The organism is Parabacteroides sp. An277 (assembly GCF_002159645.1).
Classification (GTDB): domain Bacteria; phylum Bacteroidota; class Bacteroidia; order Bacteroidales; family Tannerellaceae; genus Parabacteroides.
In genome coordinates this window covers 13,568-39,930 of sequence record NZ_NFJB01000029.1, presented here as the reverse complement: position 1 = coordinate 39,930, position 26,363 = coordinate 13,568, and the positions used below count along the sequence as shown (strand labels likewise).

Here is a 26,363-nt window from a genome sequence, read left to right as displayed (position 1 = left end):
GAGTTTCCGCTACCCGCCCGGGGAGTTTCCGCTACCCGCCCGGGGAGTTTCCGCTACCCGCCCGGGGAGTTTCCGCTACCCGCCCGGGGAGTTTCCGCTACCCGCCCGGGGAGTTTCGACCTTCTACTTTATTCCATAAAAATACCCAACCAGACAATTGGTATTATCTGGTTGGGGAGCTTTTTCCACCTAAGTAAATGGAAGGGAAAAAATGGGTGGATGCGCAACAATGGAGGAGGTTAGCGCAGGCCGTTTCGCTTCAGGAGGGCGTCGATGCTGGGGTCTTTTCCCCGGAAGCGACGGTATAGCTCGGCGGGGTCTTCGGTGCCGCCCTTCGAAAGGATAAGTTCTCGGAACGAGCGCGCGACCTCGCGGCTGAAAATCCCCCTCTCCAGGAAGAGGGAAAAGGCATCGGCATCGAGCACTTCCGCCCACTTATATCCATAATACCCAGCGGCATAGCCATTGGCAAAGAGATGGCTGAAGTTGGTGCTCATGCAGGTATCGGAGACGTCGGGCAGGAGGACGGCAGGCTTCCAAGCCGCCTTCTCGAATGCAGGCACATTGCCCTCGAATGGCTCCTTCAGCGTATGCCAGGCCATGTCGAGCAGGCCGAAACTGACTTGCCGACAGCAAGCGTAACCGACGTTGAAGTTCGAGACGTCGACCAGCTTCTGCACCCAATCCGCCGGTATCCGCTCGCCTGTTTCGTAATGGACTGCCAGGCCGTCGAGGAATTCCGGCTGACGTAACCAGTTCTCCATCAGCTGCGAAGGAAGCTCGACGAAGTCCTGATAGACATTCGTCCCAGAGAGGCTCGCGTAGCGCCCGGCTGCAAAGATGCCATGGAGCGCATGGCCAAACTCGTGCAGGAAGGTCTCTACTTCGTCGTAGGTAAGCAGCGAAGGCTTCGTATCCGTAGGTCGCGTAAAGTTCATTACCACAATCACTTGCGGGCGGCTATCCAAGCCCTTGGCATCGCGGTACTGAGGCTTGACGCTGTTCATCCAGGCCCCGGACTGCTTCCCCTGGCGCGGGAAGAAATCGGTATAGAGGATAGCCAGGAAAGTCCCGTCGGCATCGTACACCTCGTAGGCCTGCACCTCCGGATGGTACACGGGGATGCGGCTATTTACCTGGAAAGTAATGCCATACAGACGAGTCGCAAGTCCGAAGACACCCCGCTGCACGTTCTCCAGCGAGAAGTAGGGGCGCGTCATCTCGTCGTTAATCTGGAAGCGAGAATCCTTTAGCTGCTCCGAAAAATAGCTCCAGTCCCAAGGCATCAGCTCGATGGGCGCGTGCGTCTGCTCGACTGCAAAATCCTGAACAGCACGCAGTTCGTCCATCGCTACCGGCTTATAGGCAGCCAAAAGGTCATTCAGGAGGCGGTAAACATGCGCCTCGTCCTTCGCCATTTTGCGCGAGAGGGCGAAAGCGGCATAGTCGGGGAAGCCGAGGAGGTTGGCTAGCTGGAGGCGAACATTCACGATTCGGCGCACAATTTCCTGGTTATCAAACTCATCCCCCTTGCAGCCGATTTGCAGATAGGCCCGGTACATACGTTCGCGCAGCGGCCGAGAATCCGCATAGCGCATGAAGGGGACGTAGCTGGGGGCATCGAGCGTAAAGAGCCAACCCGTGCGGCCCTTCTCCTTGGCCCGATGCGCCGCGGCCTCGCGGATACTGGCCGGAAGCCCCGCCAACTGATCGTCGGAGTCGAGCCAAAGCTCGAAGCGCTGCTTATCGCGCAAGGCATTTTGCTCGAAGCGAAGGGAGAGTAGGCTAAGCTCCTCGCTCAGTGCGCGATAGGTATCCTTATCCGCAGCCGAGAGCGTAGCACCACGCTCCTGGAAGGCGCGGTAGGTCTCGTCGAGCAGCTTCCGGTCTTCTACGTCCAACTCCAGCTGGTCGCGCATCGCATAAACCGCCTGGACGCGCTCGAACAGCTCATTGTTTAAGTAAACATCATTCGTGCAGGCGGTTAACTTAGGCGATATACGCTCCGAGACTGCCATAAGCTCATCGTCCGCCGCCGCGTTCAGGACGTTGAAAAAGACGCCGCAGATACGTTCCAACAGCTCGCCACTGCGCTCGATGGCCACAATCGTATTCGCGAAATCAGGCGCGGCAGGATTCTGGACAATACGAGCGATGGCTTCTTGCTGCTCACGGATGGCCACCTCGAAAGCCGGCTCATAATCAGCCGTTTGGATACGGTCAAAAGGTGGCGTGTTGAAGGGCGTGTTCCAGCTCTCCAACAAAGGATTTCTATTTATTCCCATGTTCTATTTTGATTGATTTACTGTGAAATTACTTTTTGATAGGCAAGGCGCGGCGTTCCATTGGCAACATAAATGATACCGCAATACAAGAAACCGTGCTTCGCCAGGATATGCTGGAGCACCTTATTGTCCTGATGCGTATCGACGCGCAAGTTCGCCGTGTGTTGAAAACACCACTCCAGACAAGCATCGGCAATCCCCCGCACCGAACCATCCGAGGCCAAACGATGCAACACATGATAAGGCGCATCCGAAAACCAGGCTCCCCCCTCGATAACGCTATAGCAGGGATTCGGTCCCGGAATAAAGCAAAACGTGCCGACAATACGGGACTCATACAGACATACATAGCAATGCGAGGAGAGAATCTCCGCCTCCATCAACGACCTCCCCGGATAGCCCTGCACCCATTGATGCGGATTCCCTACCGACGCCATAAACAGGCGAGCTCGCTCAAATATAGACAATAATAACGAATCCAAGTCAGCAAGTACCGCCAACCGGATAGTGAAGTTATTCTTCCTCATCACTCAAATCGATAGGCAACTGACGCTTGAACGCCTCCTTAAAAGAGATAAGGGACTCCGTACGAGCCAATCCCAGCGGTTGCAATTTATTATGGATAATGCTCAGGAGATGCTGGTTGTTCTTCGCATAGATCTTGATAAACAAATCATACTGCCCCGTCGTGTAATGGCATTCAACTACTTCTGGAATTTGCTTTAAAGCCTCAGTAACCGTAGGGAATTGCCCGGGAGATTTCAAATAAAGCCCAATATAAGCACAGGTTTCATACCCTACTTTCGTATTGTCGACAATGAACTCCGATCCTTTAATCACTCCCAGATTTGTCAACTTTTGAATACGTTGGTGAATAGCTGCTCCCGATACATTACACTCACGAGCCACTTCCAAAAAGGGCATCCGGGCATTACCAATAATCAATTTCAATATCTTTTCGTCTAACTCATCTAACTGGTGATGTGCCATAAACTATTCCTTATTTATTTTCTACTTTCAATTTGACACAAATATAAGCATAATTCGAAATATTTTTATAGACTCAGCCAATTATTTTTACGGTCTCCATAAAAAAGTCCCTCGAAGCTTTCGCAACGAGGGACTTTAATTATAGAAAAGTTTATTTGCTCAACTCACAAATTAGTCAACACGCTTCGTAGCAGAATAACTAATCTTCAGAGCATATGCTTCACGAAGAGCCTGCTTGATATCCGTGATAATACCCATCTTCGTGTCCTTATCGGCCTTGATAGATACGGTCATGAACGGCTGGTCCTCTTCCTTCATACTCGACTTTTCTTGAGCGATATAGTTCTGAATTTCCGAGATTTCAGCAAACTGATCGTTCAACTGCACACGAGATTCTGAACCAAACTGCTTCTGCAATTCCGGCATTGGTTTCCCCACATAAATGAAGGTCACCAACGACTTCTTTTCCAATTTCTGAAGTTCGGTAGCTGCAGGAGCTCTGAACTGAACCTTCAATGTTACTTCACGCATACTTGTTACCATCATGATGAAGAACAAGAACGCAAACACCAAGTCTGGTAATGACGATGTATTCAATTCGGGCATTTCGCGTCCGCCCGCTTTACTAAATTTTCCCATACTTAGTTCTCACCTCCATAATTTTTAGGTTCAGCCTCTGAAATCTTTTGCGGATAAATTTGTTGAACAGCTTTTTGCTGGTCTTCATCTAAATCCACAAAAGCTTTGCCGAATTTCTTCTTTGAAATATCATCACGCAATTCAGTATAAGCTCTTGCCAACTCATTCTGAACATCGATGTATGCCTGATAAGAAGTACCACGGTCATTCTGTAATGAAATCACATGATTCTTGGTTACCATCGTCTTTCCAAAATATGGAACATCGACTTCTGTCTTTTCAGGCAGATGTGCATCATTATAAGGATTGTCAATGAACTCCTTTACCTTATCTTTCAATTGTTTGATATCTGTCAACTCGCCACCACACATGATTTGGTTCGTACTACTAACCAAAACCACCAACAGGTTACGTTTCTTGATATCAACCTCTGTATCCGTCTTCTGATCTTTAGGAACGGGTTGCGGCAAACGTCTTGGTAAACCTTGATCCGTATCCATAGATGAAGTCATAAGAAAGAATAGAAGCAACATGAAAGCAATATCGGCAGATGAAGAAGCATTAACACCCGGTGTTTTTCTTTTACCCATACTTACTTTTCTGTCTTAATATTCTTTACTTACTCATTATTCTCTTTACTGTTCCCCAAGCAATAGCTGCAATAATCAGAACGAACAATATAATCGTTGACATGAGCCACATATCCGTACACTTCAACCAGAATGAAGTATTGTAAGTTTGTGAATCAGCATTCAACGTAGTTAATGGTGTACCGTCACCCATAGAATAAGTAACGATAAGCATCAATGCAAAAAGGACTAATACACCCAACGACATTACCGCAGATTTTGGGTTTGTCTTCAATACGGAAGTGTATTGCCAAACGCCCAATACTACCAATGCAATGATCGTTATGAAGAATACCAAATAAGTCCAATTCAATAAAAGATCAGTATATACGAAATCTTTCACTTCAGCAGCCGGGTCAACGACACCGCCTCCAAAGAATATGCCGACCACCACTACTGTAATCAATGAGATTATCAGCAATGTCCAGCTTGATAATTTTCTTATCTTAGTTACAGCCATAATTTTTTACTTTTTGAATTTGAGGTTATATTTATAAACCATATCAACCAATGTTACAGATGCATCTTCCATCTGATTCAACAAAGCCTCAACCTTTGTCAACAAATAGTTGTAGAATACCTGCAAAATCAAAGCAACAATCAAACCACCGATAGTTGTAATCAAGGCCACTTTCATACCACCTGCAACGACCGTCGGGCTGATATCACCAACTTGCTCGATTTTATCGAACGCCATGACCATACCTACCACAGTTCCCAAGAATCCTAATGACGGAGCCATCGCGATAAACAATGTCACCCAAGAAAGATTCTTCTCTAACAAACCTCCTTGAACACCACCATAAGATACGATTGATTTTTCAACCACGTCAATACCCTGATCCAATCTCATCAAACCTTGATAAGCAATAGAAGCAATAGGTCCGCGCGTATCGCGAGCCAACGTCTTAGCACTTTCTACATCACCTTTGTCCAACGCATCTTCCAAACCTTTCAAGAATTTCTGAGTGTTGATTTCAGCCAAGTTCAGATAAATGATTCTTTCCAAGCAGAATGCCAAACCGAAAATCAATACGATTGCGATTGAGCTCATGAAGTCAGCACCACCTTCGATGAACTTCACTTTCAATGCTTGATACAAACCTGTTTCCACAGCTGGCTGAGCAGCTTCCTGCGCAAATGCTACCGTAGAAGTTCCAAGGGCACACAAGCCCAAGAATGTCTTTGCAAAATACTTTTTCATTGTGTGTTTAATTTTTAAGATTAATAATACTCTTATTTGTTTATTTATTCATTACTATTACAATTTTCTTTCTTGCGGAGAGAGCGGGATTCGAACCCGCGATACGCTTTAGGCGTATACACGCTTTCCAGGCGTGCCTCTTCAGCCTCTCGAGCATCTCTCCAAGACTTCCTTTTCGAAAACGGGTGCAAAATACGAATTTTTTTCCACTTGCAAACGTTTTCAGTGCACAAATCTATACTTTTTGATTGATATATCCATCATATCTGAGGCAGAATTTTTCGTTCAACTTAAAATTATACAACTATAATCTTTTGTTTACATCTTTAAACAGCAAAAGTGCGTTTTTTCTTGCTTCTGACACGACATATTCCAACGGGATTTGGTAAATTTGAGCCAATTTTTCCGCCGTTTTCCAAATATAGATCGGTTCATTCCTTTTTCCTCGATAAGGCACCGGCGCCAAATAGGGAGCATCTGTTTCCAACACGATTTGTTGCATCGAAGTTTCCCGTAAGATTTCCCCTAACTTTGAATTTTTAAATGTAACTACACCGTTAATACCAATCTTGAATCCTGGCAACCGTTTGATCGCGTCTAAATCGTCTAACGTTCCCGTAAAACTATGGAAAACGCCTTTCAATTTATCGGCTCCTACCTTATATATACTATCCAATACTTCCGGAAAAGCATCTCGCGTATGAATCGCCACGGGAAGGTTTAAATCCATACTCCAACGCAACTGTTCTTCGAACACTTCAATTTGTTGTCTCTTGTAAGTTTTATCCCAGAACAAATCAATCCCGATTTCACCAATCGCACAATAGGATTCTTTCCCTAACCATGATTCGATAATTTTCAAGTCGGCGACATAATCAGCCCGGACACTTGTCGGATGCAATCCCATCATAGGATAAGCAAAATCCGAATAGCGACGGCATACATCGTGCATACGACCAATCGTTTCTACATCCACATTAGGAAGCAAAAAAGCTTCAATACCCGAAGCTTGTGCCTCTTTTATCAATTCGGCTTGATCGGCATCGAATTCTTCTAAATAAATATGGTTATGTGTATCGATTAGTTTCATATCACGATTCTCGATTCATCAATTTCGCACAAACCCCTTTTAATATACTTAACCGTTCGGTTGGAATCGCCAAAGCATCCAAATGTGCCATCCCTGCCTCAAAGTATTCCCGCATCTTCTGCTCACAGAGCTCTCTTAGATTCAGTTCATCGTAAATTGCTTTTATGGCTATAATCTTTTCGTAGGGATTCACATCCTTCGCTCCTATCCATTGTGACAAGACCGCTTGCTGACGTTCGTTCGCACCCTGGAAAGCATTTATTAATAAGTAGGTCTTTTTATCGCACAAAATATCGCCTCCTATATTCTTTCCGAACGTAGAAGCATTGCCATATACATCCAACAAATCATCTTGCAATTGGAAAGCCAACCCAATCTCAATGCCGAATTGATACAAATGTTCTGCATCCGATTCTGGCGCATCTGCTAAAATCGCCCCCATCTTCAAAGCACATGCCAGCAACACAGCCGTCTTTAGACGAATCATCTCCATGTATTCATCTACCGATACATCTTGCCGCCCTTCGAATTCCATATCATATTGTTGTCCTTCACAAATCTCCATCGCCGTTTGTGTAAAGAGCTCTAATATGGGTTTCAAATAATGCGCCTTGGTTTGCCCTATCCATTGATAAGCAGCTATCAGCATCGCATCACCCGAAAGGATAGCCGTATTGGCATTCCACACTTTATGTACGGTTGGTTTATTACGACGCATATCGGCTTTGTCCATCAAATCATCATGCAAAAGCGTAAAATTATGGAAGATTTCCACCCCCAATGCGGTATTCAAGGCTTGCTCTACATCTTCCTTATATAAATTGTACGCCATAAGCATCAACGCCGGACGAATCCGTTTTCCGCCTAAAGCAAGCGTATATTCGATAGGAGCAAAAAGACTTTTAGGAGGATTTTCAAACCGAATGCCTCCTATTGCCCCTTCTATCTTTCGTAAGATTTCTTCGAATGTATACATTTTCACTTCAAAATCAAGAGTAAAACGCGAAAAAAGGCTGCGGTTGATCCACGCAGCCTTTCTTTATTTCATACGATTCGTTTATTGCAAACGGAATTGTACTGGGAGAATGAAACGTACACGTACGGGTTTACCACGCTGTTCACCTGGTTTCCACTTCGGCATGGTACCAATCACACGTACTGCTTCTTTATCCAATGCAGGGTCTACACCACGCATCACTTGGATATCCACAATCGAACCGTCTCGGTTAACCACGAACGAACAAACGACACGTCCCTGGATACCATTTTCCTGTGCGATAACCGGATACTTAATGTTCTTGCTCAAGAACTTCATCAATTCAGCTGTACCGCCCGGGAATTCCGGTTGCTTTTCTACTACGGTGAAGATTTGCTGTGCTTCCTCTTCTTCCTCTTCTTCTACTACCGGTGCTGCCACGAATGTCTCAGCCTGTGCCGCAGTTGCGTCATCTTCCGAAGAGACGATTTCCTGTTGATCCAACTCAACGTCATCTTCCACGATGTTCAACTCTTCGGCAACTACCGGTGCTGCTGGAGGAGGTGGAGGAGGTGGCGTGTTTTCCGGTCTCGTAATCTCAATTTCTTCCTCAGCGATAACGTCTTGTACTTGATCCTTTTCGGTAGCCACGGTTACTTCCGTAGAAGTCCATTCGAAACTAACGAAGAGGACAGCCAAGCCAACCACGAATCCCATCAAGAGACTCATGCTTTTCCCGCGTTCGAGGTCCGCTTTCGGTGATTTCTTAATTTCCATAAATATTACCTTTTATATTGTATGATAAAAATTGTCTTTTCTTGAGGGCAAATGTACGAAAAAATTAGAAATGCAAAACTTTTTCGGAGAAAAATATCGTCTTTTCCCCTTATTTTTTTCTTTCCTGGGAGAAATTCTTGTAAATACGCGATAGATTTTTTCCTAATTGCCGAATAATTCTATACGTATCGACGATATTTTTATATCTTCAGGTTAAAGATACACAAATATCGACGATATTTATACAAACATCGACGATACGTAAAGAATTATTCGAAGCAAACAAAAGTTTTTGCGACTTATTTTGGAAGTTTTCACCCCGTATTCACATGTTTTGGTTTGTGGCAAACAAAGTTTCTTCTTATCTTTGTAAATAAAAAGTAAGCGTATGAAAAAATGGGGTTGGATGATAGGAATCATGGTGTGGAGCTTATTCCGGGTTGAAGCGCAAAACCGGTTGAAATTCATCATGGATAAAGAGGGTAAACTTTTCGCCATACCTGTGGAGACGAACTACGAAATCCGCATTCCGGAAGTATCGTACAAAAGCTATACGCCCGTTTCAGAACAAAACCGGCAAATGTTAGAACGATATCAAGATATTTACCAAAAATTCAGCGAAGATACGACAAACGACATCGCCTTCTTCAGTTTTCCCGTGGGAGAAAGGGAGGCGGATCGCCCGATGAATATGAATACGCTCTCGGAAGCTTATCGACCGTTCTTTAATCCCTATACGCCCATGCTCCGCAGCATGAATCCGATGGCGTTAGATTATAACGAATACTATTTTAAAGCGCTCTCAGACAATACCCTGTTTGGCGTAAACGGAAGGCAAGAGACATGGCCCGCCGCGGGAGGTATCAACACGGTTCATTTCTCCGTCAGCCAACAGATTGGAGCATTAACGCTTACAGGCGGTGGATTTGCGGGTAAATATTACACGCCTTATACACCTTCTCCCTCCTTTTGGGCTGGTTTCGACGCGATGGCGCACTATCAGGTAACGGAATGGCTTGCTTTGCGTGCGTGGGGTTCATATGCTTTTTATGACGACAAAGTAAACGACCCGGCTCTTCTTATGAATCCCCTACTCAACCAAACAAACGTGGGCGGAGCGATGGAATTTAAAGTAGGAGACCATTTCGGATTTGGCGTAGGTGTGAATTACCAATACAACCATTTCAATAATCGTTTCGACCGACAATATTTAATCTATCCGTTCGGGAAAGAAATCCGATTTGGATTTTAAGAGCGGATTTGGAAAGCAAACCACCGAACGGGTAATATTAGACGAACCCAACAAGCCGGTACCTCCTTGCACGTTCGAATAGACTTGCGACGGGTCGGTCAGTCCGATTTCTTGAAACGCCCCTGTCAGATAACCACGCGCAGACCACGTCGAAATGTTGTGGTAATAATCCGCCTGAGAATAAGAAATCAACTCGATGCAAAAGCGGAGGCTATCCGGCATGAACGTATAGGTCGAATCGGGCGTATAAACCGAACATTCGCCTACCAACGAAGCATAAGAAAGGCGGAGCGTATAGGTTTCTCCATCGATATCCGCATCATCGAAGAAATCAGCATAGGAACTGGTATGCACCTCATCCAATATATAATCAATCGTATTGGGACGGAACTTGATAATAGGTTCCTCCGAAGTATCCAATTGTCCCATACTGCAATACTGTCCCTCCTCGTTCACATACAAATAACCATAATAAAATGTACTTCCTTCCCAATAAGCCGTATCACCCATGATTTGATAAGCCGAAAGACCGTAATAATTCGCCTCGCCCGGTTTATCGCGGAATGTCAGGCGAAGATTTACATTCCAAGAACTCCTTGTGGTATCCAAATCGCATTCACATCCCAAAGCAATAACTGGGATAGGCGAAGCCACCGTGGTCTCGGCCACGGCCCGTTCATATCCCTCGTGTACGGCTTCGAAACGGATACGGTCTCCGGTGCGGGCCATGTAATCCGATTCGAAATAACAGGTATAAGGATAATACATCAATCCGGGAATGGAATCCACCCTCACACGAAGATGCAACGTTTGCTCCACATCATTCACCCAAAGGCGCGTTTTGGTTTGTTCGCAAAACAGCTGGAGGGAATCCTGATACTCATTGGAAGCCGGACGGACATACACCTGTACCGTTTTGCCATCTGTCAGGGTACGGGTGGTGATATACAATCGAGGTTCTCCCAAATCCAGTTCCACAATACGGTCTTCCCAGCAGGAAACCAAACCTACGAATAATAACAAAATCAAGACTATCTTCTTCATATTCTTTAGAATTTATAGGTGTATGAGAACGAAGGAATGAGCGGGAAGATAGCCAGATGGCGTACCTTCACTTGGTTGGCCGGCAAATCCCTTTCGTATTCCGGCCAAGCTATCACTTGGTTCTGACGATTATATACATTATAGATGCTTACATTCCAAATCCCCATCCGCCCTTTGTGCTTTTTGCTGGGGCGATAGATATTGATGCCCACGTCGAGCCGGTGATAATCGGGCAACTGATAATTGTTGCGCAGGGAATAATGCGTAGGAGACGAGGCGTCATTCGGGAGGAGCGTCATCCAGTTTCCTTTCGTATACACCCACGAAGCATTCAACTCTACCCGCTTTCCCAGCTTATAAGAGGCTACGATGTTGAACTTATGCCGATTGTCGTAGCGCGAAGGGAAACGGCGGCCTTGGTTCAGTTCGGGAAATTGGCGGTCGGCCCACGAAAGCGTATAGCCTGCCCAACCGGTCAACTTGCCCGTTTCTTTACGTACCGTCACTTCCAATCCATAGGAACGTCCTTTGCCTTCGATTAGCTTATCTTCCCAATCCATGCCATCGGGATAACGCCCGACCCACGGTTTGAAATCCGCCAGATGCTGCATGTGTTTGTAATAGCCCTCGAGCGAGAAGCTATAATGGCGGCTCGGCGAGAAATAGATTCCTCCGGAGATTTGGTCGGAGAGCGAGGGGCGCACCTTATTCGTGCTGGGCAGCCATACGTCGGTAGGCAAATCCAGGTATGAGGAGGGAATGAGATGCACGGGCTGGCTCATGCGGGAATAGGAGAGCTTCGCCGACCAGCTATCGTTCCAAAGATAGCGCATCAGGAAACGGGGCTGGAGCGATGTGTACCATTTCCGCTTCAAGTAGAAGGTAGAGAAGGCCAAGCCGGCTTCCACACTGAGCCGGTCGGTAAGCGAAATCCGGTCGGAAAGGAAGAGCACGTTCTCGTTTCCCAACATCCGTATCGCGTTTCGCGTTCGCATCTGGATATAATCTTCGTCTAATTCCTCGCCCGAGAAAGTGCCCTCTTCCATATATTCAGGACGAAATGCTTGGAGCCGTGCTGAAATGCCGCCCTGCAACAGGTGCCGCCGGTTCGGACGGTAGGTGAACTGCCACGAGAGCCGCCCGTCGTCGATGCCCGATACCGTTTGCGATTCGATGTAATCCACATCATAATAATGTGTCTGCCGGCTGTAAAAGAGCTTGCTCCGGTAGCGGGTATAGGAGGCGGTAAAGAGGCTCTTCAGCTTCGGACGGATATCATAGTTCCAATTCAGGGCGGTGGCGAAATTTCCCCAGCGTATCTTGTATTTGTCTTCTTGGTCGTATTTATAATCTTCATAGGATGAAGCGCCGTCCCATCCGTGAATCTTCAACAAATCGTCGCCTGAATAAACACTGAGCGACCAGCGGCTGCGCGCGGAATGGTGGTAGTCCAGCCGTCCGTTGATGTCGTGAAACGAATAACGGGCATTATATCCGTCGCCATCTCCCCAGAATCCCCGTTTGTTCATTATCGCAAAGGTCGGCGCGGTAATCAAATCGGCCCACGAACGGCGCATCGCGAAGTGGAACGAAAGTTTATCTTTCTTAATCGGTCCCTCCATGTAGAAGTTTCCTTGAATCAGGCCGATGCCCACGCCACCATGAAACTGGCGCATGTCGCCCTTTTTCGTCTTAATGTCCGTCACCGACGAGAGCCTGCCGGCATATTTCGCCGGGAAGAAACCTTTGAAGAAGGCCAGCTCGTCGACCGCGTCGGGATTGAACGCCGAGAACATCCCCGCGACGTGGCTCACCTGGTAGACCGGCATCCCGTCCATCAGGAACAAGTTTTCGTCGTTGTTTCCGCCCCGGACGTACATCCCCGCCATGCCTTCCGTTCCCAACGCCACGCCCGGCAGCTGCTGGATTCCTTTTATCAAATCCGGCTGGCTCAGGATGGAGGGCAGGTGTTGGATTTGCCTCCCCGAAAGCAGCTCACGCCCCGGTTCGCCCGTCAGCGACGCGGCATGGCGGAGGCTGTCGGCGCTCACCACGAATTCTTGCAACGAAATCCGCCGAATCGTATCGTTTTCCGTCCCAAACGCCTCCCCTTTCCGCTTCAATATCAGGAAACGGTCGGTCTGTATCCAATCGATGGGATAAGTGTGGAACAGGTCGTAGAGGCAAAGGGATAGCGTCGCGTCGCGCATCTCGACCGTCACGGGAGCGACTTGCAACAGCAGCGACGACTCGAACGAGATATGCAACCCGCTCTGCCGCTCGATTTCGAGCAATACCTGCTCGATGGGCTGGTGGCGCGCCGAGAGCGTAATGCGCGGTTCGCCGGCCCACACGCCTTGCCAGCATGCGAGCCAAAGACATAACATCATCCAATGTTTCTTCCGTATCATGTTTTTTCTTTTCTTATCCAATTCCCTATTATAAAAGGTTTCCTACACTGTAGGAAAGTCTCCCAGCCTGACGGAGAAAGTTTCCTACCTGGTAGGAAAGTCTCCCAGCTTGACGGAGAAGGTTTCCTACCTGGTAGGAAAGTCTCCCAGCTTGACGGAGAAGGTTTCCTACCTGGTAGGAAAGTCTCCCAGCCTGACGGAGAAAGTTTCCTACCTGGTAGGAAAGTTTCCCAGCCTGACGGAGAAGGTTTCCTACCTGGTAGGACGCTATTTTTCCCCGACGCGCAGCTGCGTATCGAGCGTTTGGTTGATGACGGACAGCACCTCTTCGAGCGGCATATCCCGGAAAGTAGCCGTGAGGCGGAGCGAATCGGACGACTGGGCCAGGTTGCGGACAGGCACCCCATAGCAAGTCTCCAAATCGCGGATGACCTTCGGAAGCGTCGCGCCGCGGAAGACCAATTCATGCGTCCGCCACGAGCGTGCATTCGCATCCGCATCCGTCCAGACCTGTATTCGCGCCTCGCGCTCCTGATAACGGGCCGCGTCTCCCGCTTTTAAGACAACCGGCTCCGCCTGTCCCGCTTCGAAACGGACGCGCCCGGTCAGCACCTGTACCTGCACGCCCGCCTGCCACTCTTGCACCAAAAACGAGGTGCCGAGCACCGTCACTTTGCTAGCCGCCGTCTGCACGTGGAAAGGCTTATCCGCCTGATGCCGTACGCGGAAAAACCCCATCCCTTTCAACATCACCCGACGCTCTGCGCGCCCAAACGCACGCGCATCGTACCGCAACTCCGTCCCGCCCGCTATTTCCACACAGGAACTATCCGGCAAGAGAAGCACCTGCTGCTCGTCTGCTCCCGTCGCGACCACCACCCAATCCGGTTGCTGCCGCTCCATCATATAATAGGTAAAGCCACCGAGCGCCAAAAGCAGCACAGCCGCAGCCTGCCAAATCCAAGCCGGGAGGCGACGCCGGATAGGCCGCCCGTCTGCAAAACGACGCCATGCCCGCTCGGCATCGAAAGTATGTTCCTGGTAATATTTCGCCACGAAACGGATACGCTCCTCGAATGTATGCTTTTGTTGCTCGCTCATATTCGCTTAATTCTTTCCTAAATAAAACTTATATCCCACTGTCAACGAAAGAGAATGAATCGGGTCTACTTCGCTCGAACGGAGCCCCCATCCATTTTTACGCTTGACCAAATCCGCCTCGTAGCTGAGCGCCATCGTCCATCGCTTCGCCTCGATGCCCAAGCGCGCCATGACGCCACCGTCGAAATAATGCGTCTCCTGTTCGGTAAAGACTCCTTCTTTCCAATTTCCCATGTGGTTGCGTATGCCTTGGTTAAAACAATAGCCCACATAAGGACCCGCCGCAAACGAGAGCCGTACATCTTCCGACAATGTCTTGGAAACTTTCCCCATCAACGGGAAATAAAAACTAAGACCGGAGCTGACCACCGTCGCCAAACCATCCGAATACGAGCCATAATGTCCGTCTCCATAGATATAACCATAACCGGAATACGACTCGTTGATGCGCCGCTCCGTGAAATAGAGACCGGAACTGATGCCCCAACGCGGCGTAAAATCATAATCCACTCCCACTCCTACTTTCCACGACGGCAGACAAGGAACACCGGAAACATCCGCCACATTCAACGACAAACCGGCCTCAGGATTCAAACTCCATTGCGCCTTTGCCCCCAGGCAGCCCAAGGACAAAGCCAAGATTGCTAAAAATACTCTTTTCATTGCATCTTTCTTTTTATGTTTACACTCCTAAGACACAAAAATCCGAAAAACCCTTACTCTATCCGAAAAAAAATGTGTAGATACGAATAGCCGTTTCGCGTAAAGCCTTCAACGCCTTCGAGATTTGTACCTCAACCGTTTTTACTGAAATATGCAATTCCTCGGCGATTTCCTGATATTTCAGCCCGTCGCGCTTCGAAAGGAGGAAAATCCGGCGCCGCTCAGAAGGAAGCCGGTCGATGGCAGACCAGAGGCGGGCGTCACGTTCGGCAAGGGCGATTCGCTCCTCGTCGGTCGTATCCGAAAGATTGTCGGGAAGCTCGTCGGTCAGGATTTCTTCCCGCTTACGAGCCGCAAAATGAATGGAACGATTCTTCACGGCTTGATACAAGTAGGCTTTCAGGTTGGCTATCAATTCACCGGCATGAAGCTTCTCCCACACGTCGGCAAAAGCTTGTTGAACAATATCCTCCGCTTCGTCTGTCTGTTGCGTATATTGCAACGCATAAAGGCACAAAGGACGGTATAAACGTTTAAATTCTACTTCGAACTCCATCTTCTTCTATAAAAAATAAAAGTTGAAAATTGAAAATAGTTCCCATTTTCAATCTTCAACTTTCTATTTCCTCAGATTCTGAACCCGATAATCTGCCGTACTTCCTTCAACGTCTTCGAAGCACTTTCACGAGCTTTTTCGGCTCCTTCGCGCATGACTTTTTCCATGTACTCCGTATTGGCACGAATATCGAGAATGCGTTCACGAATGGGAGCGCAGAAGGCATTGATGTCTTCAGCGAGCTGCTTCTTCATGTCGCCATAGCGGATTTCACACGTATTGTATTTCTCGTCGAAATAATCGTACGTTTCCTTCGAAGATACCACATCCATCATCGTGAAGAGATTGGCAATCGGTTCCGGCTTCGGACTGTTTGGTTCCGTAGGACCCGAGTCTGTGACAGCCTTCATGACCTTCTTCCGGATCGTCTTTTCATCGTCGATGAGGTAGATGGCATTGCCTTCGCTCTTTCCCATCTTTCCCGAACCGTCGAGACCCGGAATCTTCACCGCCTTGTTCGAATAATAGAACGAAGCGGGTTCGGGGAAGAAATCAACGCCGTAGGTCTGGTTGAAACGGCGGGCGAAGCGGCGGGCCATCTCCATGTTCTGTTCCTGGTCTTTCCCGACCGGCACCTTCACCGCCTTATGGATAATAATGTCTGCCGCCATAAGCGTAGGGTAAGTGAGGAGGCCAGCACTCACGCTGTGCTTGTTTCCCTCGTTAAATATCTCTCGTTCGACGTCTCCTTCCGTCGTATGTACCCTATCGATGTGCAATTGCTGCCGCGCCTTGTCCTTGAAGGAGGTCGTGCGCATCAATTCCCCTATCCCCGCGTTCATATTAAGGTAGAGGTAGAGTTCGGTAATCTCGGGTACGCTGCTTTGCACATACAGCGTTGCCACCTCCGGGTCAATACCGCACGCCAAGTATTCCGCAAAGATTGTCCGGACACTTTCTTGTATATTGGCCGGACGCGGATGAGTCGTCAAAGAGTGCCAATCGGCCACGAAAAACAGGCAGTTATACTCATGCTGCATCTGCAGGAAGCCCTTCACGGCCCCAAAATAATTCCCCAGATGGAGATTACCTGTCGGGCGAATGCCACTGACTACAATTTCTTTTGCTTTTTCCATTGTTTTTCTTCGATTTAAATTCGTCGGCCGCAAAGATACGCAAAAGAGAGAACACAGCAAAGGGGATGTGTACCAAAAAGGAAGATTATTAAAGAGAGGACAAACTAATAAAACCTCAAGTTTTTTATTCCTCTTGTTCTTTCTCAATGGTTAATTGCACAGGATTTTTATCGCTTTGCTTTGCCCCCAATTTGAGAAGTTTACCCGCAGTTTGGAGAATACTTTGCCCTTGAGGGGCAAGTTTGCGGGCAGCCTCATCGTAAGTCGTTTGCGCTTTGGCAAGGGCTTTACCCAAATCCTCATACTTTTTCACGAATTGCCCCACACGGTCGATCATTTCGTTGGCCAAGGCAAACACCTTCTCGTGGTTTTGCGCTTGGGCGATTTGCGTCCACGTAAGCTGGATGATATGGAGTGCGGCGTAAAGCGTTTGCTCGTCGGCAATAAAAACACCTCGCTCCATGGCACGCCGCCAGAGGTCTGGCTGAGCATTAAGTGCAGTCCACAACGCGCCCGTGTGAGGAACAAACATGATAACATAGTTCATGCGGACCTTTGGAGGTTGAATGTAAGTAGCATAATCTTTGGCAGCAAGTTCTTTGACATGCTTTTGAATACTATCGATATGAGCCCGGAGCGCACGCTGACGCTCTTCTTCGGAATCTGCATTCACATAATCCATAAAGGCGGTAAGGGAAACTTTCGAATCAATAACCACTTCACGTCGTTGATCGAGATGGAGAATGATATCCGGTCGCATAAGAGTACCCTCGTTCGTTCGAATGGAGACCTGCGTATCGTAATGTATTCCCTTCGTAAGTCCTTGCGATTGGAGAAGTTCGTCCAATACTGTTTCACCCCAATCTCCTTGCACTTTGCTTCCATGTTTGAAGACACGCGCCAGTTCGTCTGCACTCATTTTGGCCGCTTCACTTTGGCGGATCATCCGTTCTATATTTTCTTTCATGGCACTACCCAATTCCGTTTGTTTAAGGGTGCTTTCGTGCATAGCCTGCTGCATCTTATCAATGGTTTCGCGCAAAGGGTTAACCAATTGCCCTAAATTTTGATGACTGGATTCAGCAAACTCCTTTTGCCGCTGACGAAGCATTTCATCTGTAGCTGATTTTGTTTGTGCCTCCATGCGAGTGATGATAGCCTCAAACTCCTGCTTCAAAGCTCGGATAGCTTCTTCCTGATGTTGCTTCTGACTGGCGAGCATTTCTTGACAAGCCTGTTCTTTAGCATCAAGTGCTTCCTTTCGGCGAAGTTCTGCTTCAGTTTGGAATTGTTCTAATACTTTTCGAGCTTTCTCTGTCTCTTCCTGCCGTTGTTTATGAAGGATTTCCAATTGATTTTGAAGTACCTTTAGGTCGGTAAATAACGCTTGTTTTTCCTCTTTCAACTGATCATATTCCCTATTTTTCACCTCCAATTGAGTGGCTAAAGCCATTTGTTTGGAACGATTCATAAATGCTGCTATCCCCCATCCAATGCCGATGCCAATGAATATGACAATAAGTATTTCCACCATAATTTACTTGCTGTATTAAGTTTACAAATCTTTCAATAAAATCCGATTATTGCTTTGGAACATTTCTTCACGCGTTTTCAACAGAGTTTTCCACTCATTGTTGAAAAGTACCTTGGTATCAATTTTAAAATTCTCCGAACCATGACAATCGAGACGCTCAAAAAGATAACCCACTGTAAGCTTATGGATATCGATGGCCGGTTGATAATAAAGGATACGCTCGTCATTACCAATCATTACTTCTGTGAGAATACCCAATTCGGTCAACATATATAATATATTGGTGGTAATGCGGATGGGTATTTGGTACATGTTTGAAAGTTCATCGGCTGTATAGGGTTTTTCTCCTTTTTCAAAACGTTTAACGATGAGAGTAGTAATCAAAAGCGTAAGAAAATCTTTATAACGCCGGCTAATATTGCGCGTATCCCTATCGAAGCTAAACTTCCGCACATTTTGTGAAGCATACGAAAGCTCCGCCCCAAAGAGACAAATCAACCACGAAAGTTGTAACCACAAAAGTAACAAAGGAAGTGCCGCAAAACTTCCGTAAATAGCATTATACTTGCTCACCCAAATTTGTCCGCTAATATAAAGCACTTGGAAAAATTGGAAAGCACAACCCGCAATTACGCCTGCAATCAATCCGTTCATAAACTTCACCTTTGTATTGGGCAATGCAATGTAAAGCCCCGTAAAGGCAAGCGAAGTAAAGACATACGGCGTGATATGAAGAATAAGTTCTACCAAAGGCGTGAGGAAAACGTAATGTTGTAAAAAAGAATTCTGGAGTGTCGACACGAATATTGACATACCGCTCGACGACACCATCAGGACAGGCATAATGACAAACAACGCCAAGTAGTCCGATATCTTCCGAAACCACGGTCGTGATTTATTAATTTGCCATATATCGTTGAAAGTATCTTCAATGGAAGATATCAAACTTACCACCGTATAGAGCAAAAGTATCAATCCAATGCCGATAATCACCCCTCCTTGCGCTTGCGCCAAATAACTATCTACAAACTCGAACGCCTTATCTAATTCCAATTGATGCCCAGGGAAATAATCCAATAACTCCTCACGCACTGTGTTTTGGAAACCAAACCCTTTCGCAATGCCCAAAAGAACGGCCAACAAGGGTACAATAGCGAGCAATGTATTATACGTGAGCGCTGACGCACGCGTTTGCAAATTCTCGTTCATGAACCCACGGATAGCTAATATAATGGTCTTTATCGCATTGATGTATAGCTCTTTCAATCCGCTCACCTCGTTTTCCGTAATACGCCAAATATCATAGGTAACGAAATGAATAACCCAATTTAAAAACGTTTTCAGTTGTTCTATACGCGATTTATCGTTGTTTTTTTCTGTCGTCATGCGGGCAAAGATACAAATTATTGGAAGATGAATAATGGTTTTTTCATAAAAAGTCCTTATATTTACCCCCGAATTCGAAAGACACACAAAAAGGATAAGACAAAAAGCAGAAATGAAACGTAGAACATTTATTAAATCATCTGTCGGATTAGGATTGGGTTGGAGCAGAATCGTCTCTACACAAGCTATGGGTATTCACCCCCATGAAACAGAAGAAGAGGTAAAAAAACGTACCTCTCCGAATCTGAATCGGTCGGGCAAACCGCATATCATCCTCCTCATGACCGACCAACACCGAGGAGACGCGTTGGGTTGCATGGGAAACAAGGCTATCCATACACCTAACCTCGACCGACTTGCTTCCGAAGGGACGCTCTTTGTGAGTGCCTATTCAAGTACTCCTAGTAGCACACCTGCTCGTTCAGGATTACTTACAGGGCTTTCCCCATGGCATCATGGCATGTTAGGATATGGTGCATTGGCCGAAAAATATAAATATGAAATGCCACAAATGTTGCGCGAGTTAGGATATTATACGTTTGGAATTGGGAAAATGCATTGGAATCCACAAAATGCGTTGCATGGATTTCACGAGACGTTGATAGATGAAAGTGGACGGGTCGAGTCGAAGAACTTTATCAGTGATTATCGCAAATGGTTTCAACTCCAAGCTCCTGCCCAAAATCCTGACAAGACGGGTATCGGATGGAACGACCATTCGGCTGGTGTTTATCAATTGGACGAACACTTGCATCCAACCTCTTGGACGGGGCAAAAGGCTTGCGAACTTATCCGTCATTACGATGCTGAGCAACCTCTTTTCTTAAAAGTCTCATTTGCTCGCCCACACAGCCCATATGATCCTCCTAAACGTTATTTGGACATGTATGAAAAGCAAGAAATGCCCACACCTGCCAAAGGTGATTGGTGTACGAAATATGCTGAATTAAAACGTCCTGAAGAGATGCCATCCGACGCGGCTTTTGCCAATTTTGGAGATGCTTATGCCCAAAATTCATGCCGGCATTATTATGCTAACATCACGTTTATTGACGATCAAATCGGGCAAATCATCCAATGCCTACAAGAGAAAGGCATGTATGACAATGCCCTTATTTGCTTTACCTCCGACCATGGAGATATGATGGGAGATCATTACCATTGGCGGAAGACCTATCCGTACGAAGGTTCGACGCACATCCCATACATAATTAAGTGGCCCAAGTCGATGAAGCGCCTCTTACCGAACGGAACAAAAGTTGATTTCCCGGTAGAATTACGTGATTTCCTCCCTACCTTTTTGGAAATAGCCGGAGGGAAGGTTCCAACAGATATGGACGGGCGTTCGCTTTGCCCACTCGTCCAGGAAACAAATCCTACGTGGCGGAAGTACATCGATTTGGAACATGCTACATGCTATGCAGCAGATAATTATTGGTGTGGTTTAACAGATGGCAAACAAAAATATATTTGGAATTTACACAATGGAAGCGAACAACTCTTCGACCTCGAAAAAGACCCTCGGGAAGAGCACAATTGTGTCTCGGACGAGGCTTATGCTTCTACATTGGAAGTGATGCGTGCGGCTTTGGCCAACCATTTAAAGGAGCGTGGAGATTCTTTTGTACGCGACGGTCAATTGCAAACGCGCGCTCAAACACTTTTATATAGTCCAAATTTCCCTTTAAAAGAAAAAAATTGAAACACTAAAAAACAAAAAACAAATGAAGACATTAAAAGTCCCTTATTTGCCCGCTTTGGATACATTGGAAGTATCCTCCGTCGGGTTGGTTATGGAAACAAAAGCACAACGCGAATACATCGACCAGGTAAATTGGAAGGAATACCCCTATAAACCAATCGTCGTGTTCGATATTGCGCGTTCAAATCAGTATTTGTATATTCGTTATTTTGTGAAAGGCCTTTCAATCAAGGCAATGTATGAAAAGGACGATTCGCATGTCCACATGGATAGTTGTGTCGAGTTTTTTATGCAACACGAAGGTGACAAAGGATATATGAATTTCGAATTTAATTGCATCGGTACGTGTGATGCCTCACGTCGTATCTCACGGACGGAGAAAACCTCGCTCACTCCGGCAGAGTATGCTTCCATCAAGCGATATTCATCGCTTGAACGTACCCCTTTTCCAGAACGAACAGGTATTCACGCATGGGAGCTTCTAGTAGCTATTCCTTTTGTATTAATGGGATTAGACCCTGGAAATTTACCTGAAAAGATACGTGGCAATTTTTATAATTGTGCAGACGATACGGAATATCCACATTTTGTAAGCTGGAGTCCGATTGATCTTCCGTCGCCCAACTTCCATTGTCCGCCTTTCTTTGGCGAAATTTATTTCTAAGATATTATTGCATACTTTTAAACCAATCATTAGAAAAGGGGAACATCGTTGTTCCCCTTTTCTGTTTTTAAACAAAAGTACCCTTGTGATTCAAACAAAGCATAACGATAATATGAGAAAATTATCGTTGATTCGAGTGCCAGTTATAACGATAAATTTTTTGTATTTTTGCAAAAGTAAAAAACGAAATAAACCATGAAGCAGACTTATCTATTCCTTTTGATAGGACTTTTAGCCAATATAGGCGTGATGAAAGCGGCCTATTTTCACCGGTTAGAAGCCACAAACCATTTGTCGCAGCCCTCGGTTATGTCTATTTCACAAGACGAACTGGGAAGGATGTGGTTCGGGACGCGCGAAGGCATCAATGTCTACGATGGGCGAGAAATCCATTTTTATAAAGGATGGGTACGTGGGGCGGAAGACAAAGAGGTATGGATGGGAAACGAAATCAGCTATGTATGTCGAGGGAAAGATTTGAACATGTATTTCGTTTCCGACAATAATTTGTACTGCTATGACATGAAGGAAGATTTCTTCCGGCAATTAACCTTCGGGAATACAACGCAAACGGCCGTAGAAGATGGAGGCGTGGTGTGGTTTATCCAGCGGGATTCCATTTTTCAATGGGATATGCAAGCGGGCAAACGAACCTTCATGCGGAAATCGCCCGTCCCGAATCCTACGGTATTGCGCATTACGAAATACAACCTCTTCGTAGGTGCCCGCCAAGGGCTTTTCGTCTGTAGCTTCCGGGGCGATACGGATGCAATGTCTTTCTTGAAAGGTGTCGAGATTTACAGCCTCTTTGAAAGTAAAGACGAAGAGATGTGGATCGGGACACGCATGAACGGGCTTTACCGTATGAGCAACCTGAAAGTCCATCGCGTGCCTTACTCGGCGGAAGGCGTGTATGGAACAATTGATTTACAAATACGTGAGTTCGTGGAAGACAACGAAGGAAATATCTGGTTCGGTACCTTTTCGGGCTTGCAAAAATATGACGTAAAGAAAAAGCGATATGAGCGAATGGATGTTCCAGCGTATGTGGGCGGATTGAATCATCCGTCTATCTTCTCGTTGTATAAAGACGACAATGGGGTCATCTGGTTGGGAACTTATTATGGAGGCGTAAACTATTTCGATCCTAAGCGGGACGGGATGGTACATTACGATTACCAAAACCGCACAGGGAAACAACTCTATTATTCGTTGATCGGGAATATGGTAAAAGACAAAGATGGGAATCTCTGGTTAAGTACGGACGGAGGAGGTATCTCCTGCCTGGACAAAGAATGGAATCTTTTAGCTCAATATACGTCAGGCGGTTATAATTCTTTATTGCACAACAATGTGAAGGACATTGCATATGATGCTTCGCGCGATTGCCTTTTTATCGGGACTTATCTCGGTGGATTATCACGCTACGATCGTTCAACACGTCTGTTTTATCATTATCTTCCGTACCAATCTTCGCCTACCGACGGGAATGGGCCTGGGGCTATCATCCATCACCTGAAGATGTGGAAAGGAGATTTGTACGTCTCTTCCCGCGAAGGCATCTTCCGCCTCGATATTGACCAAAACCGGTTCGAACGCGTAGTAGATAATCGCTATTGTGAATGGTTTGATATTGATGAGGAAGGGACAATGTACCTCATGGGCGAACAATCCTTCACCTATTTCTCTTTGACTGACATACCCCATAAGAAGACCGTCTGGTTAGATTCGTATGGCGAGCGGGGAAGCGTTAGCCAAATCTTAGCCCGACCTGAGGGATTGTATGTATGCACACTGGGCTCGGGCATTTATTTCTTCCAAAAGAAAGACGAGACGTTGCTTCATTTCTCGGAGACAAACGGAGGTCTTCCGAGCGATTATTGCTATGCCATGCAAGCGGTGGATAGTACACGCTTGTTAGTACTGGGTGATGCGGGCATCTCCTTGCTCTCGCTTGCCCAAAAACAAATAAAAACGTTGGAATTGGATGCTTATTCATCGGGCACTTCCGTCATCGACGGATGCGGACTTTATACCGATGGGCAATGGGTATATGTAGGAGACACGAAAGGCGTCACCTTCTTTTCGTTGGATGAATTTGCTTATAGCCGTTCGTATGCGCCTTATTTCTCGGCTTTATGGGTAAACAATATCTTGATTTCTCCGGGAGACGAGAGCGGCATCTTAACGCAAGCTCTGCCTTTCATACGTGAACTTCGTCTGCAATCCCATCAAAACAATCTAACCTTTCGTTTCCAATTACAGGGCGACATTTACCAACATACCAATGTCTTGTATGAATACAAATTGGAAGGTTTCGATGAAGAGTGGACTCCCGCGCCGACACAAGTCATTCGCTATACGAAACTACGTCCGGGTAACTATACGCTCTCCGTTCGCCTCGCAGGGAGCCAGGAACCTCAACAGGTGATGCGCATCCATATTGCAACGCCGCTTTATGCCTCTTGGTGGGCCATTTTGCTTTACCTGCTTATCCTAAGTTCGGCTATCTGTTATTGGATATGGAACCGGTACCAGAAACATAAACTGGCTTTGTCGCTGGAGAGCGAAAAACGGAAACAGAGCGAACTGGCTTTGTCACTGGAGAGCGAGAAACGAAAGCAAAGCGAACTGGCCTTATCGTTGGAAGAGGAAAAACGGAAGCAACAATCGTTGGAGTTCTCGTTGGAAAGGGAACGGATGCAAGCGCGGTTTGCCGAGGAAGCTAACCGGGAAAAGATGAACTTCTTTACCAGTGTGAGCCATGAATTGCGTACCCCGCTTACGCTTATCGTGAGCTATGTGGATTCGTTATTGGAAGACCGGCTTCCGGATTCGTTGTACTGCAAACTTCAACGCATCAAACAACATTCCCAAATCATGACGCGCCTGGTGTCCGACCTGTTGGACTTCCGCAAATTCTCTCAGAGCAAGGTCAAGCTGGAGTTGTCTCAATTGAACATTTGTCTTTTCATACACGACATCTTCACCTCCTTTACCTATTACGCCCAGCATCGCAGCATCTCTTATTGCTTCGATGCGATACCGGAAAACATCTTCGGGTGGTTCGACGACCAGCAATTGCGCAAGGTCTTTACCAACTTGCTTTCCAATGCCTTCAAATATACGCCCAACGGAAAGGAAATCCGGGTGAAAGTCGAAGCTGGGGACGAGGTGGTGAAGGTCTCTGTAAGTGATACCGGCATTGGCATCGCACCGGAAGACATCCCGCATATCTTCGACCGCTTTTATCAAGGCAAACACCAGGACGTAACGGAGCAGATGGCGGGAACGGGCATCGGCTTGGCCCTGACGAAGAAAATCGTCGAGCTGCATCACGGACACATCACGGTCGAGAGCATTCCGGGGGCGGGCAGCATCTTTACCGTCTACCTTCCGCTCTCCAAACAGGCGTATCAAAACGACAAACGCATCCACTGGAGCAATCGGAAAGAGATACGCGACACGATTTCCGACTACTCGTTCAGCCACATGCAACTGGAAGAAGAACCAAGCGACTCCTTGATGCCGGAATACCCCTATACGGTATTGCTGGTCGACGATAACGCCGAAATGCGCCTGATACTCAAAAATATATTCCGCAAGTTCTATACGGTCTTGACAGCTCCGAACGGGAAAGAGGCGCTGGCGGTAGCACACAGCAAGATGCCTGACTTGGTCATGAGCGACGTCATGATGCCCGAAATGAGCGGGACGGAGCTTTGCGCCCAGCTCAAAAGCGACCCGGAGTTGTGTCACATCCCTGTCATCTTGCTCACGGCCTTGAATACGCCCGAACAGAACGTGGAGGGCTTCAGCCAGGGCGCGGACGATTATATCACCAAGCCCTTCGACGCCCGTATCCTCCTGGCGCGGGTAAAAAGCCTCTTGCACAACCGGATGCTCCTCCAGAAACAATTCGAAAAGAAGCCCGTTGCCGAAATGGACCTCTCCGGCATCAGCCCCTTCGACCAAACGATACTCCGCAAAGCGGAAGACATCATCGTCAAGCATCTCGACAACCCGGAGTTCGACATCCCATGGCTCTGCCGCGAAATCGGCATAGGCCGCTCGACGCTTTTCTCGAAGTTCAAACTCCTCACCGGCTCTACGCCCAATGCCTTCATTACTAACATCCGTATGCGAGCGGCCGAACAGCTGTTCCGCCAATATCCCTCCTTGTCGATTGCGGAAGTGAGCGAACAGTGCGGATTCAGCGCGGTCCGCTATTTCAGCCTATGCTTCAAAGAGCGATTCGGCACCTCGCCGCAGACCTTCCGCCGCGAGCTGAAGCAGAAATCCAATACGTAGAAAAAGCGGTACG

23 protein-coding genes and 1 tRNA gene are annotated in these 26,363 nt (G+C 47.0%); 5 read left to right on the top strand and 19 right to left on the bottom strand.

The genetic code is table 11. The features are described from left to right. The coding region (locus B5F77_RS15865; RefSeq protein ID WP_204244972.1) for a hypothetical protein at positions 1-243 on the top strand (243 nt) is incomplete at its 5' end. Here the strand turns inward: B5F77_RS15865 and B5F77_RS11685 are convergent. From B5F77_RS11685 to B5F77_RS11635, 11 genes are all read right to left on the bottom strand, one after another. Beyond that, on the bottom strand, positions 240-2,285 hold the full coding sequence (locus B5F77_RS11685; RefSeq protein WP_087330956.1) for a M3 family metallopeptidase: 2,046 nt from the start codon (positions 2,283-2,285) through the stop codon (positions 240-242). The genes B5F77_RS15865 and B5F77_RS11685 overlap by 4 nt on opposite strands. A gap of 17 nt (positions 2,286-2,302) precedes the next feature. Then, complete coding sequence (locus tag B5F77_RS11680) at positions 2,303-2,812, bottom strand: GNAT family N-acetyltransferase (RefSeq protein ID WP_087330954.1); 510 nt, start codon at positions 2,810-2,812, stop codon at positions 2,303-2,305. Next, positions 2,799-3,275: an Lrp/AsnC ligand binding domain-containing protein gene (locus B5F77_RS11675; RefSeq protein ID WP_087330952.1), complete on the bottom strand. Its 477-nt coding sequence runs from the start codon at positions 3,273-3,275 to the stop codon at positions 2,799-2,801. The genes B5F77_RS11680 and B5F77_RS11675 overlap by 14 nt, the downstream gene beginning before the upstream one ends. 171 nt (positions 3,276-3,446) lie before the next feature. Further along, entirely contained in the window at positions 3,447-3,914 is a 468-nt protein-coding gene (locus tag B5F77_RS11670) for a biopolymer transporter ExbD (RefSeq protein ID WP_087330950.1), read from the bottom strand. A 2-nt stretch (positions 3,915-3,916) separates the two neighbouring features. Further along, on the bottom strand, positions 3,917-4,504 hold the full coding sequence (locus B5F77_RS11665; RefSeq protein ID WP_087330949.1) for a biopolymer transporter ExbD: 588 nt from the start codon (positions 4,502-4,504) through the stop codon (positions 3,917-3,919). 25 nt (positions 4,505-4,529) lie between these two features. Further along, a complete protein-coding gene (locus tag B5F77_RS11660; protein WP_239446332.1) occupies positions 4,530-4,964 on the bottom strand; it encodes a hypothetical protein in 435 nt (144 codons plus the stop codon). A gap of 45 nt (positions 4,965-5,009) precedes the next feature. Continuing rightward, entirely contained in the window at positions 5,010-5,747 is a 738-nt protein-coding gene (locus tag B5F77_RS11655; protein WP_087330945.1) for a MotA/TolQ/ExbB proton channel family protein, read from the bottom strand. Positions 5,748-5,822: 75 nt separating this feature from the next. Further along, positions 5,823-5,910, bottom strand: a tRNA-Ser gene (locus B5F77_RS11650). A gap of 141 nt (positions 5,911-6,051) precedes the next feature. Beyond that, positions 6,052-6,837: a TatD family hydrolase gene (locus B5F77_RS11645; protein ID WP_087330943.1), complete on the bottom strand. Its 786-nt coding sequence runs from the start codon at positions 6,835-6,837 to the stop codon at positions 6,052-6,054. A gap of 1 nt (position 6,838) precedes the next feature. Further along, positions 6,839-7,813: a polyprenyl synthetase family protein gene (locus tag B5F77_RS11640; RefSeq protein WP_087330941.1), complete on the bottom strand. Its 975-nt coding sequence runs from the start codon at positions 7,811-7,813 to the stop codon at positions 6,839-6,841. Positions 7,814-7,894: 81 nt separating this feature from the next. Next, on the bottom strand, positions 7,895-8,590 hold the full coding sequence (locus B5F77_RS11635; RefSeq protein WP_087330939.1) for an energy transducer TonB: 696 nt from the start codon (positions 8,588-8,590) through the stop codon (positions 7,895-7,897). Between the two features lie 388 nt (positions 8,591-8,978). Here B5F77_RS11635 and B5F77_RS11630 point away from each other — a divergent pair, with 388 nt between their 5' ends. Beyond that, a complete protein-coding gene (locus B5F77_RS11630; protein WP_087330937.1) occupies positions 8,979-9,842 on the top strand; it encodes a hypothetical protein in 864 nt (287 codons plus the stop codon). On the opposite strand, the gene B5F77_RS11625 is transcribed toward B5F77_RS11630, so the two are convergent. The 8 genes from B5F77_RS11625 to B5F77_RS11590 all read right to left on the bottom strand — a co-directional run bounded on the left by B5F77_RS11625 (position 9,801) and on the right by B5F77_RS11590 (position 19,631). Further along, positions 9,801-10,886 (bottom strand): DUF4249 family protein, encoded by a 1,086-nt coding sequence (locus B5F77_RS11625; RefSeq protein WP_087330935.1) that lies wholly within the window; start codon positions 10,884-10,886, stop codon positions 9,801-9,803. The genes B5F77_RS11630 and B5F77_RS11625 overlap by 42 nt on opposite strands. 5 nt (positions 10,887-10,891) lie before the next feature. Next, positions 10,892-13,297 carry a TonB-dependent receptor plug domain-containing protein gene (locus tag B5F77_RS11620; RefSeq protein ID WP_087330933.1) on the bottom strand — a complete coding sequence of 802 codons (2,406 nt, stop codon included), beginning with the start codon at positions 13,295-13,297 and terminating at the stop codon, positions 10,892-10,894. A gap of 267 nt (positions 13,298-13,564) precedes the next feature. Next, positions 13,565-14,398, bottom strand: a complete 834-nt coding sequence (locus B5F77_RS11615) for a FecR domain-containing protein (RefSeq protein ID WP_087330931.1) — start codon at positions 14,396-14,398, stop codon at positions 13,565-13,567. A 6-nt stretch (positions 14,399-14,404) separates the two neighbouring features. After that, positions 14,405-15,061, bottom strand: coding sequence for an outer membrane beta-barrel protein (locus tag B5F77_RS11610; RefSeq protein WP_087330929.1), 657 nt, complete (start codon positions 15,059-15,061; stop codon positions 14,405-14,407). A gap of 58 nt (positions 15,062-15,119) precedes the next feature. Beyond that, the gene (locus tag B5F77_RS11605; RefSeq protein WP_087330927.1) at positions 15,120-15,617 is read right to left on the bottom strand and encodes an RNA polymerase sigma-70 factor; all 498 of its coding nucleotides are present in this window, start codon (positions 15,615-15,617) and stop codon (positions 15,120-15,122) included. Between the two features lie 71 nt (positions 15,618-15,688). Next, a complete protein-coding gene (gene trpS / locus B5F77_RS11600) occupies positions 15,689-16,753 on the bottom strand; it encodes a tryptophan--tRNA ligase (RefSeq protein ID WP_087330925.1) in 1,065 nt (354 codons plus the stop codon). Between the two features lie 124 nt (positions 16,754-16,877). After that, a complete protein-coding gene (gene rmuC, locus B5F77_RS11595; protein ID WP_239446331.1) occupies positions 16,878-18,287 on the bottom strand; it encodes a DNA recombination protein RmuC in 1,410 nt (469 codons plus the stop codon). Positions 18,288-18,308: 21 nt separating this feature from the next. Then, a complete protein-coding gene (locus B5F77_RS11590; protein ID WP_239446333.1) occupies positions 18,309-19,631 on the bottom strand; it encodes a YihY/virulence factor BrkB family protein in 1,323 nt (440 codons plus the stop codon). 154 nt (positions 19,632-19,785) lie between these two features. On the opposite strand from B5F77_RS11590, the gene B5F77_RS11585 reads away from it, so the two are divergent. From B5F77_RS11585 to B5F77_RS11575, 3 genes are all read left to right on the top strand, one after another. Next, a complete protein-coding gene (locus B5F77_RS11585; protein ID WP_087330921.1) occupies positions 19,786-21,375 on the top strand; it encodes an arylsulfatase in 1,590 nt (529 codons plus the stop codon). Between the two features lie 22 nt (positions 21,376-21,397). Further along, positions 21,398-22,039 carry a carbohydrate-binding family 9-like protein gene (locus tag B5F77_RS11580; protein ID WP_087330919.1) on the top strand — a complete coding sequence of 214 codons (642 nt, stop codon included), beginning with the start codon at positions 21,398-21,400 and terminating at the stop codon, positions 22,037-22,039. A gap of 195 nt (positions 22,040-22,234) precedes the next feature. Then, the gene (locus tag B5F77_RS11575; RefSeq protein WP_087330917.1) at positions 22,235-26,350 is read left to right on the top strand and encodes an ATP-binding protein; all 4,116 of its coding nucleotides are present in this window, start codon (positions 22,235-22,237) and stop codon (positions 26,348-26,350) included. Positions 26,351-26,363 lie beyond the last annotated feature (13 nt).

Coding starts and splice junctions, on each gene's coding strand:
- B5F77_RS11605 (WP_087330927.1), bottom strand. CDS start 15,617: ATGGAGTTCGAAGTAGAATTTAAACGTTTATACCGTCCTTTGTGCCTT.
- B5F77_RS11625 (WP_087330935.1), bottom strand. CDS start 10,886: ATGAAGAAGATAGTCTTGATTTTGTTATTATTCGTAGGTTTGGTTTCC.
- B5F77_RS11640 (WP_087330941.1), bottom strand. CDS start 7,813: ATGTATACATTCGAAGAAATCTTACGAAAGATAGAAGGGGCAATAGGA.
- B5F77_RS11630 (WP_087330937.1), top strand. CDS start 8,979: ATGAAAAAATGGGGTTGGATGATAGGAATCATGGTGTGGAGCTTATTC.
- B5F77_RS11645 (WP_087330943.1), bottom strand. CDS start 6,837: ATGAAACTAATCGATACACATAACCATATTTATTTAGAAGAATTCGAT.
- B5F77_RS11575 (WP_087330917.1), top strand. CDS start 22,235: ATGAAGCAGACTTATCTATTCCTTTTGATAGGACTTTTAGCCAATATA.
- B5F77_RS11685 (WP_087330956.1), bottom strand. CDS start 2,285: ATGGGAATAAATAGAAATCCTTTGTTGGAGAGCTGGAACACGCCCTTC.
- B5F77_RS11670 (WP_087330950.1), bottom strand. CDS start 3,914: ATGGGAAAATTTAGTAAAGCGGGCGGACGCGAAATGCCCGAATTGAAT.
- B5F77_RS11665 (WP_087330949.1), bottom strand. CDS start 4,504: ATGGGTAAAAGAAAAACACCGGGTGTTAATGCTTCTTCATCTGCCGAT.
- B5F77_RS11655 (WP_087330945.1), bottom strand. CDS start 5,747: ATGAAAAAGTATTTTGCAAAGACATTCTTGGGCTTGTGTGCCCTTGGA.
- B5F77_RS11675 (WP_087330952.1), bottom strand. CDS start 3,275: ATGGCACATCACCAGTTAGATGAGTTAGACGAAAAGATATTGAAATTG.
- B5F77_RS11635 (WP_087330939.1), bottom strand. CDS start 8,590: ATGGAAATTAAGAAATCACCGAAAGCGGACCTCGAACGCGGGAAAAGC.
- B5F77_RS11620 (WP_087330933.1), bottom strand. CDS start 13,297: ATGATACGGAAGAAACATTGGATGATGTTATGTCTTTGGCTCGCATGC.
- B5F77_RS11615 (WP_087330931.1), bottom strand. CDS start 14,398: ATGAGCGAGCAACAAAAGCATACATTCGAGGAGCGTATCCGTTTCGTG.
- B5F77_RS11610 (WP_087330929.1), bottom strand. CDS start 15,061: ATGAAAAGAGTATTTTTAGCAATCTTGGCTTTGTCCTTGGGCTGCCTG.
- B5F77_RS11680 (WP_087330954.1), bottom strand. CDS start 2,812: ATGAGGAAGAATAACTTCACTATCCGGTTGGCGGTACTTGCTGACTTG.
- rmuC (WP_239446331.1), bottom strand. CDS start 18,287: ATGGTGGAAATACTTATTGTCATATTCATTGGCATCGGCATTGGATGG.
- B5F77_RS11580 (WP_087330919.1), top strand. CDS start 21,398: ATGAAGACATTAAAAGTCCCTTATTTGCCCGCTTTGGATACATTGGAA.
- trpS (WP_087330925.1), bottom strand. CDS start 16,753: ATGGAAAAAGCAAAAGAAATTGTAGTCAGTGGCATTCGCCCGACAGGT.
- B5F77_RS11585 (WP_087330921.1), top strand. CDS start 19,786: ATGAAACGTAGAACATTTATTAAATCATCTGTCGGATTAGGATTGGGT.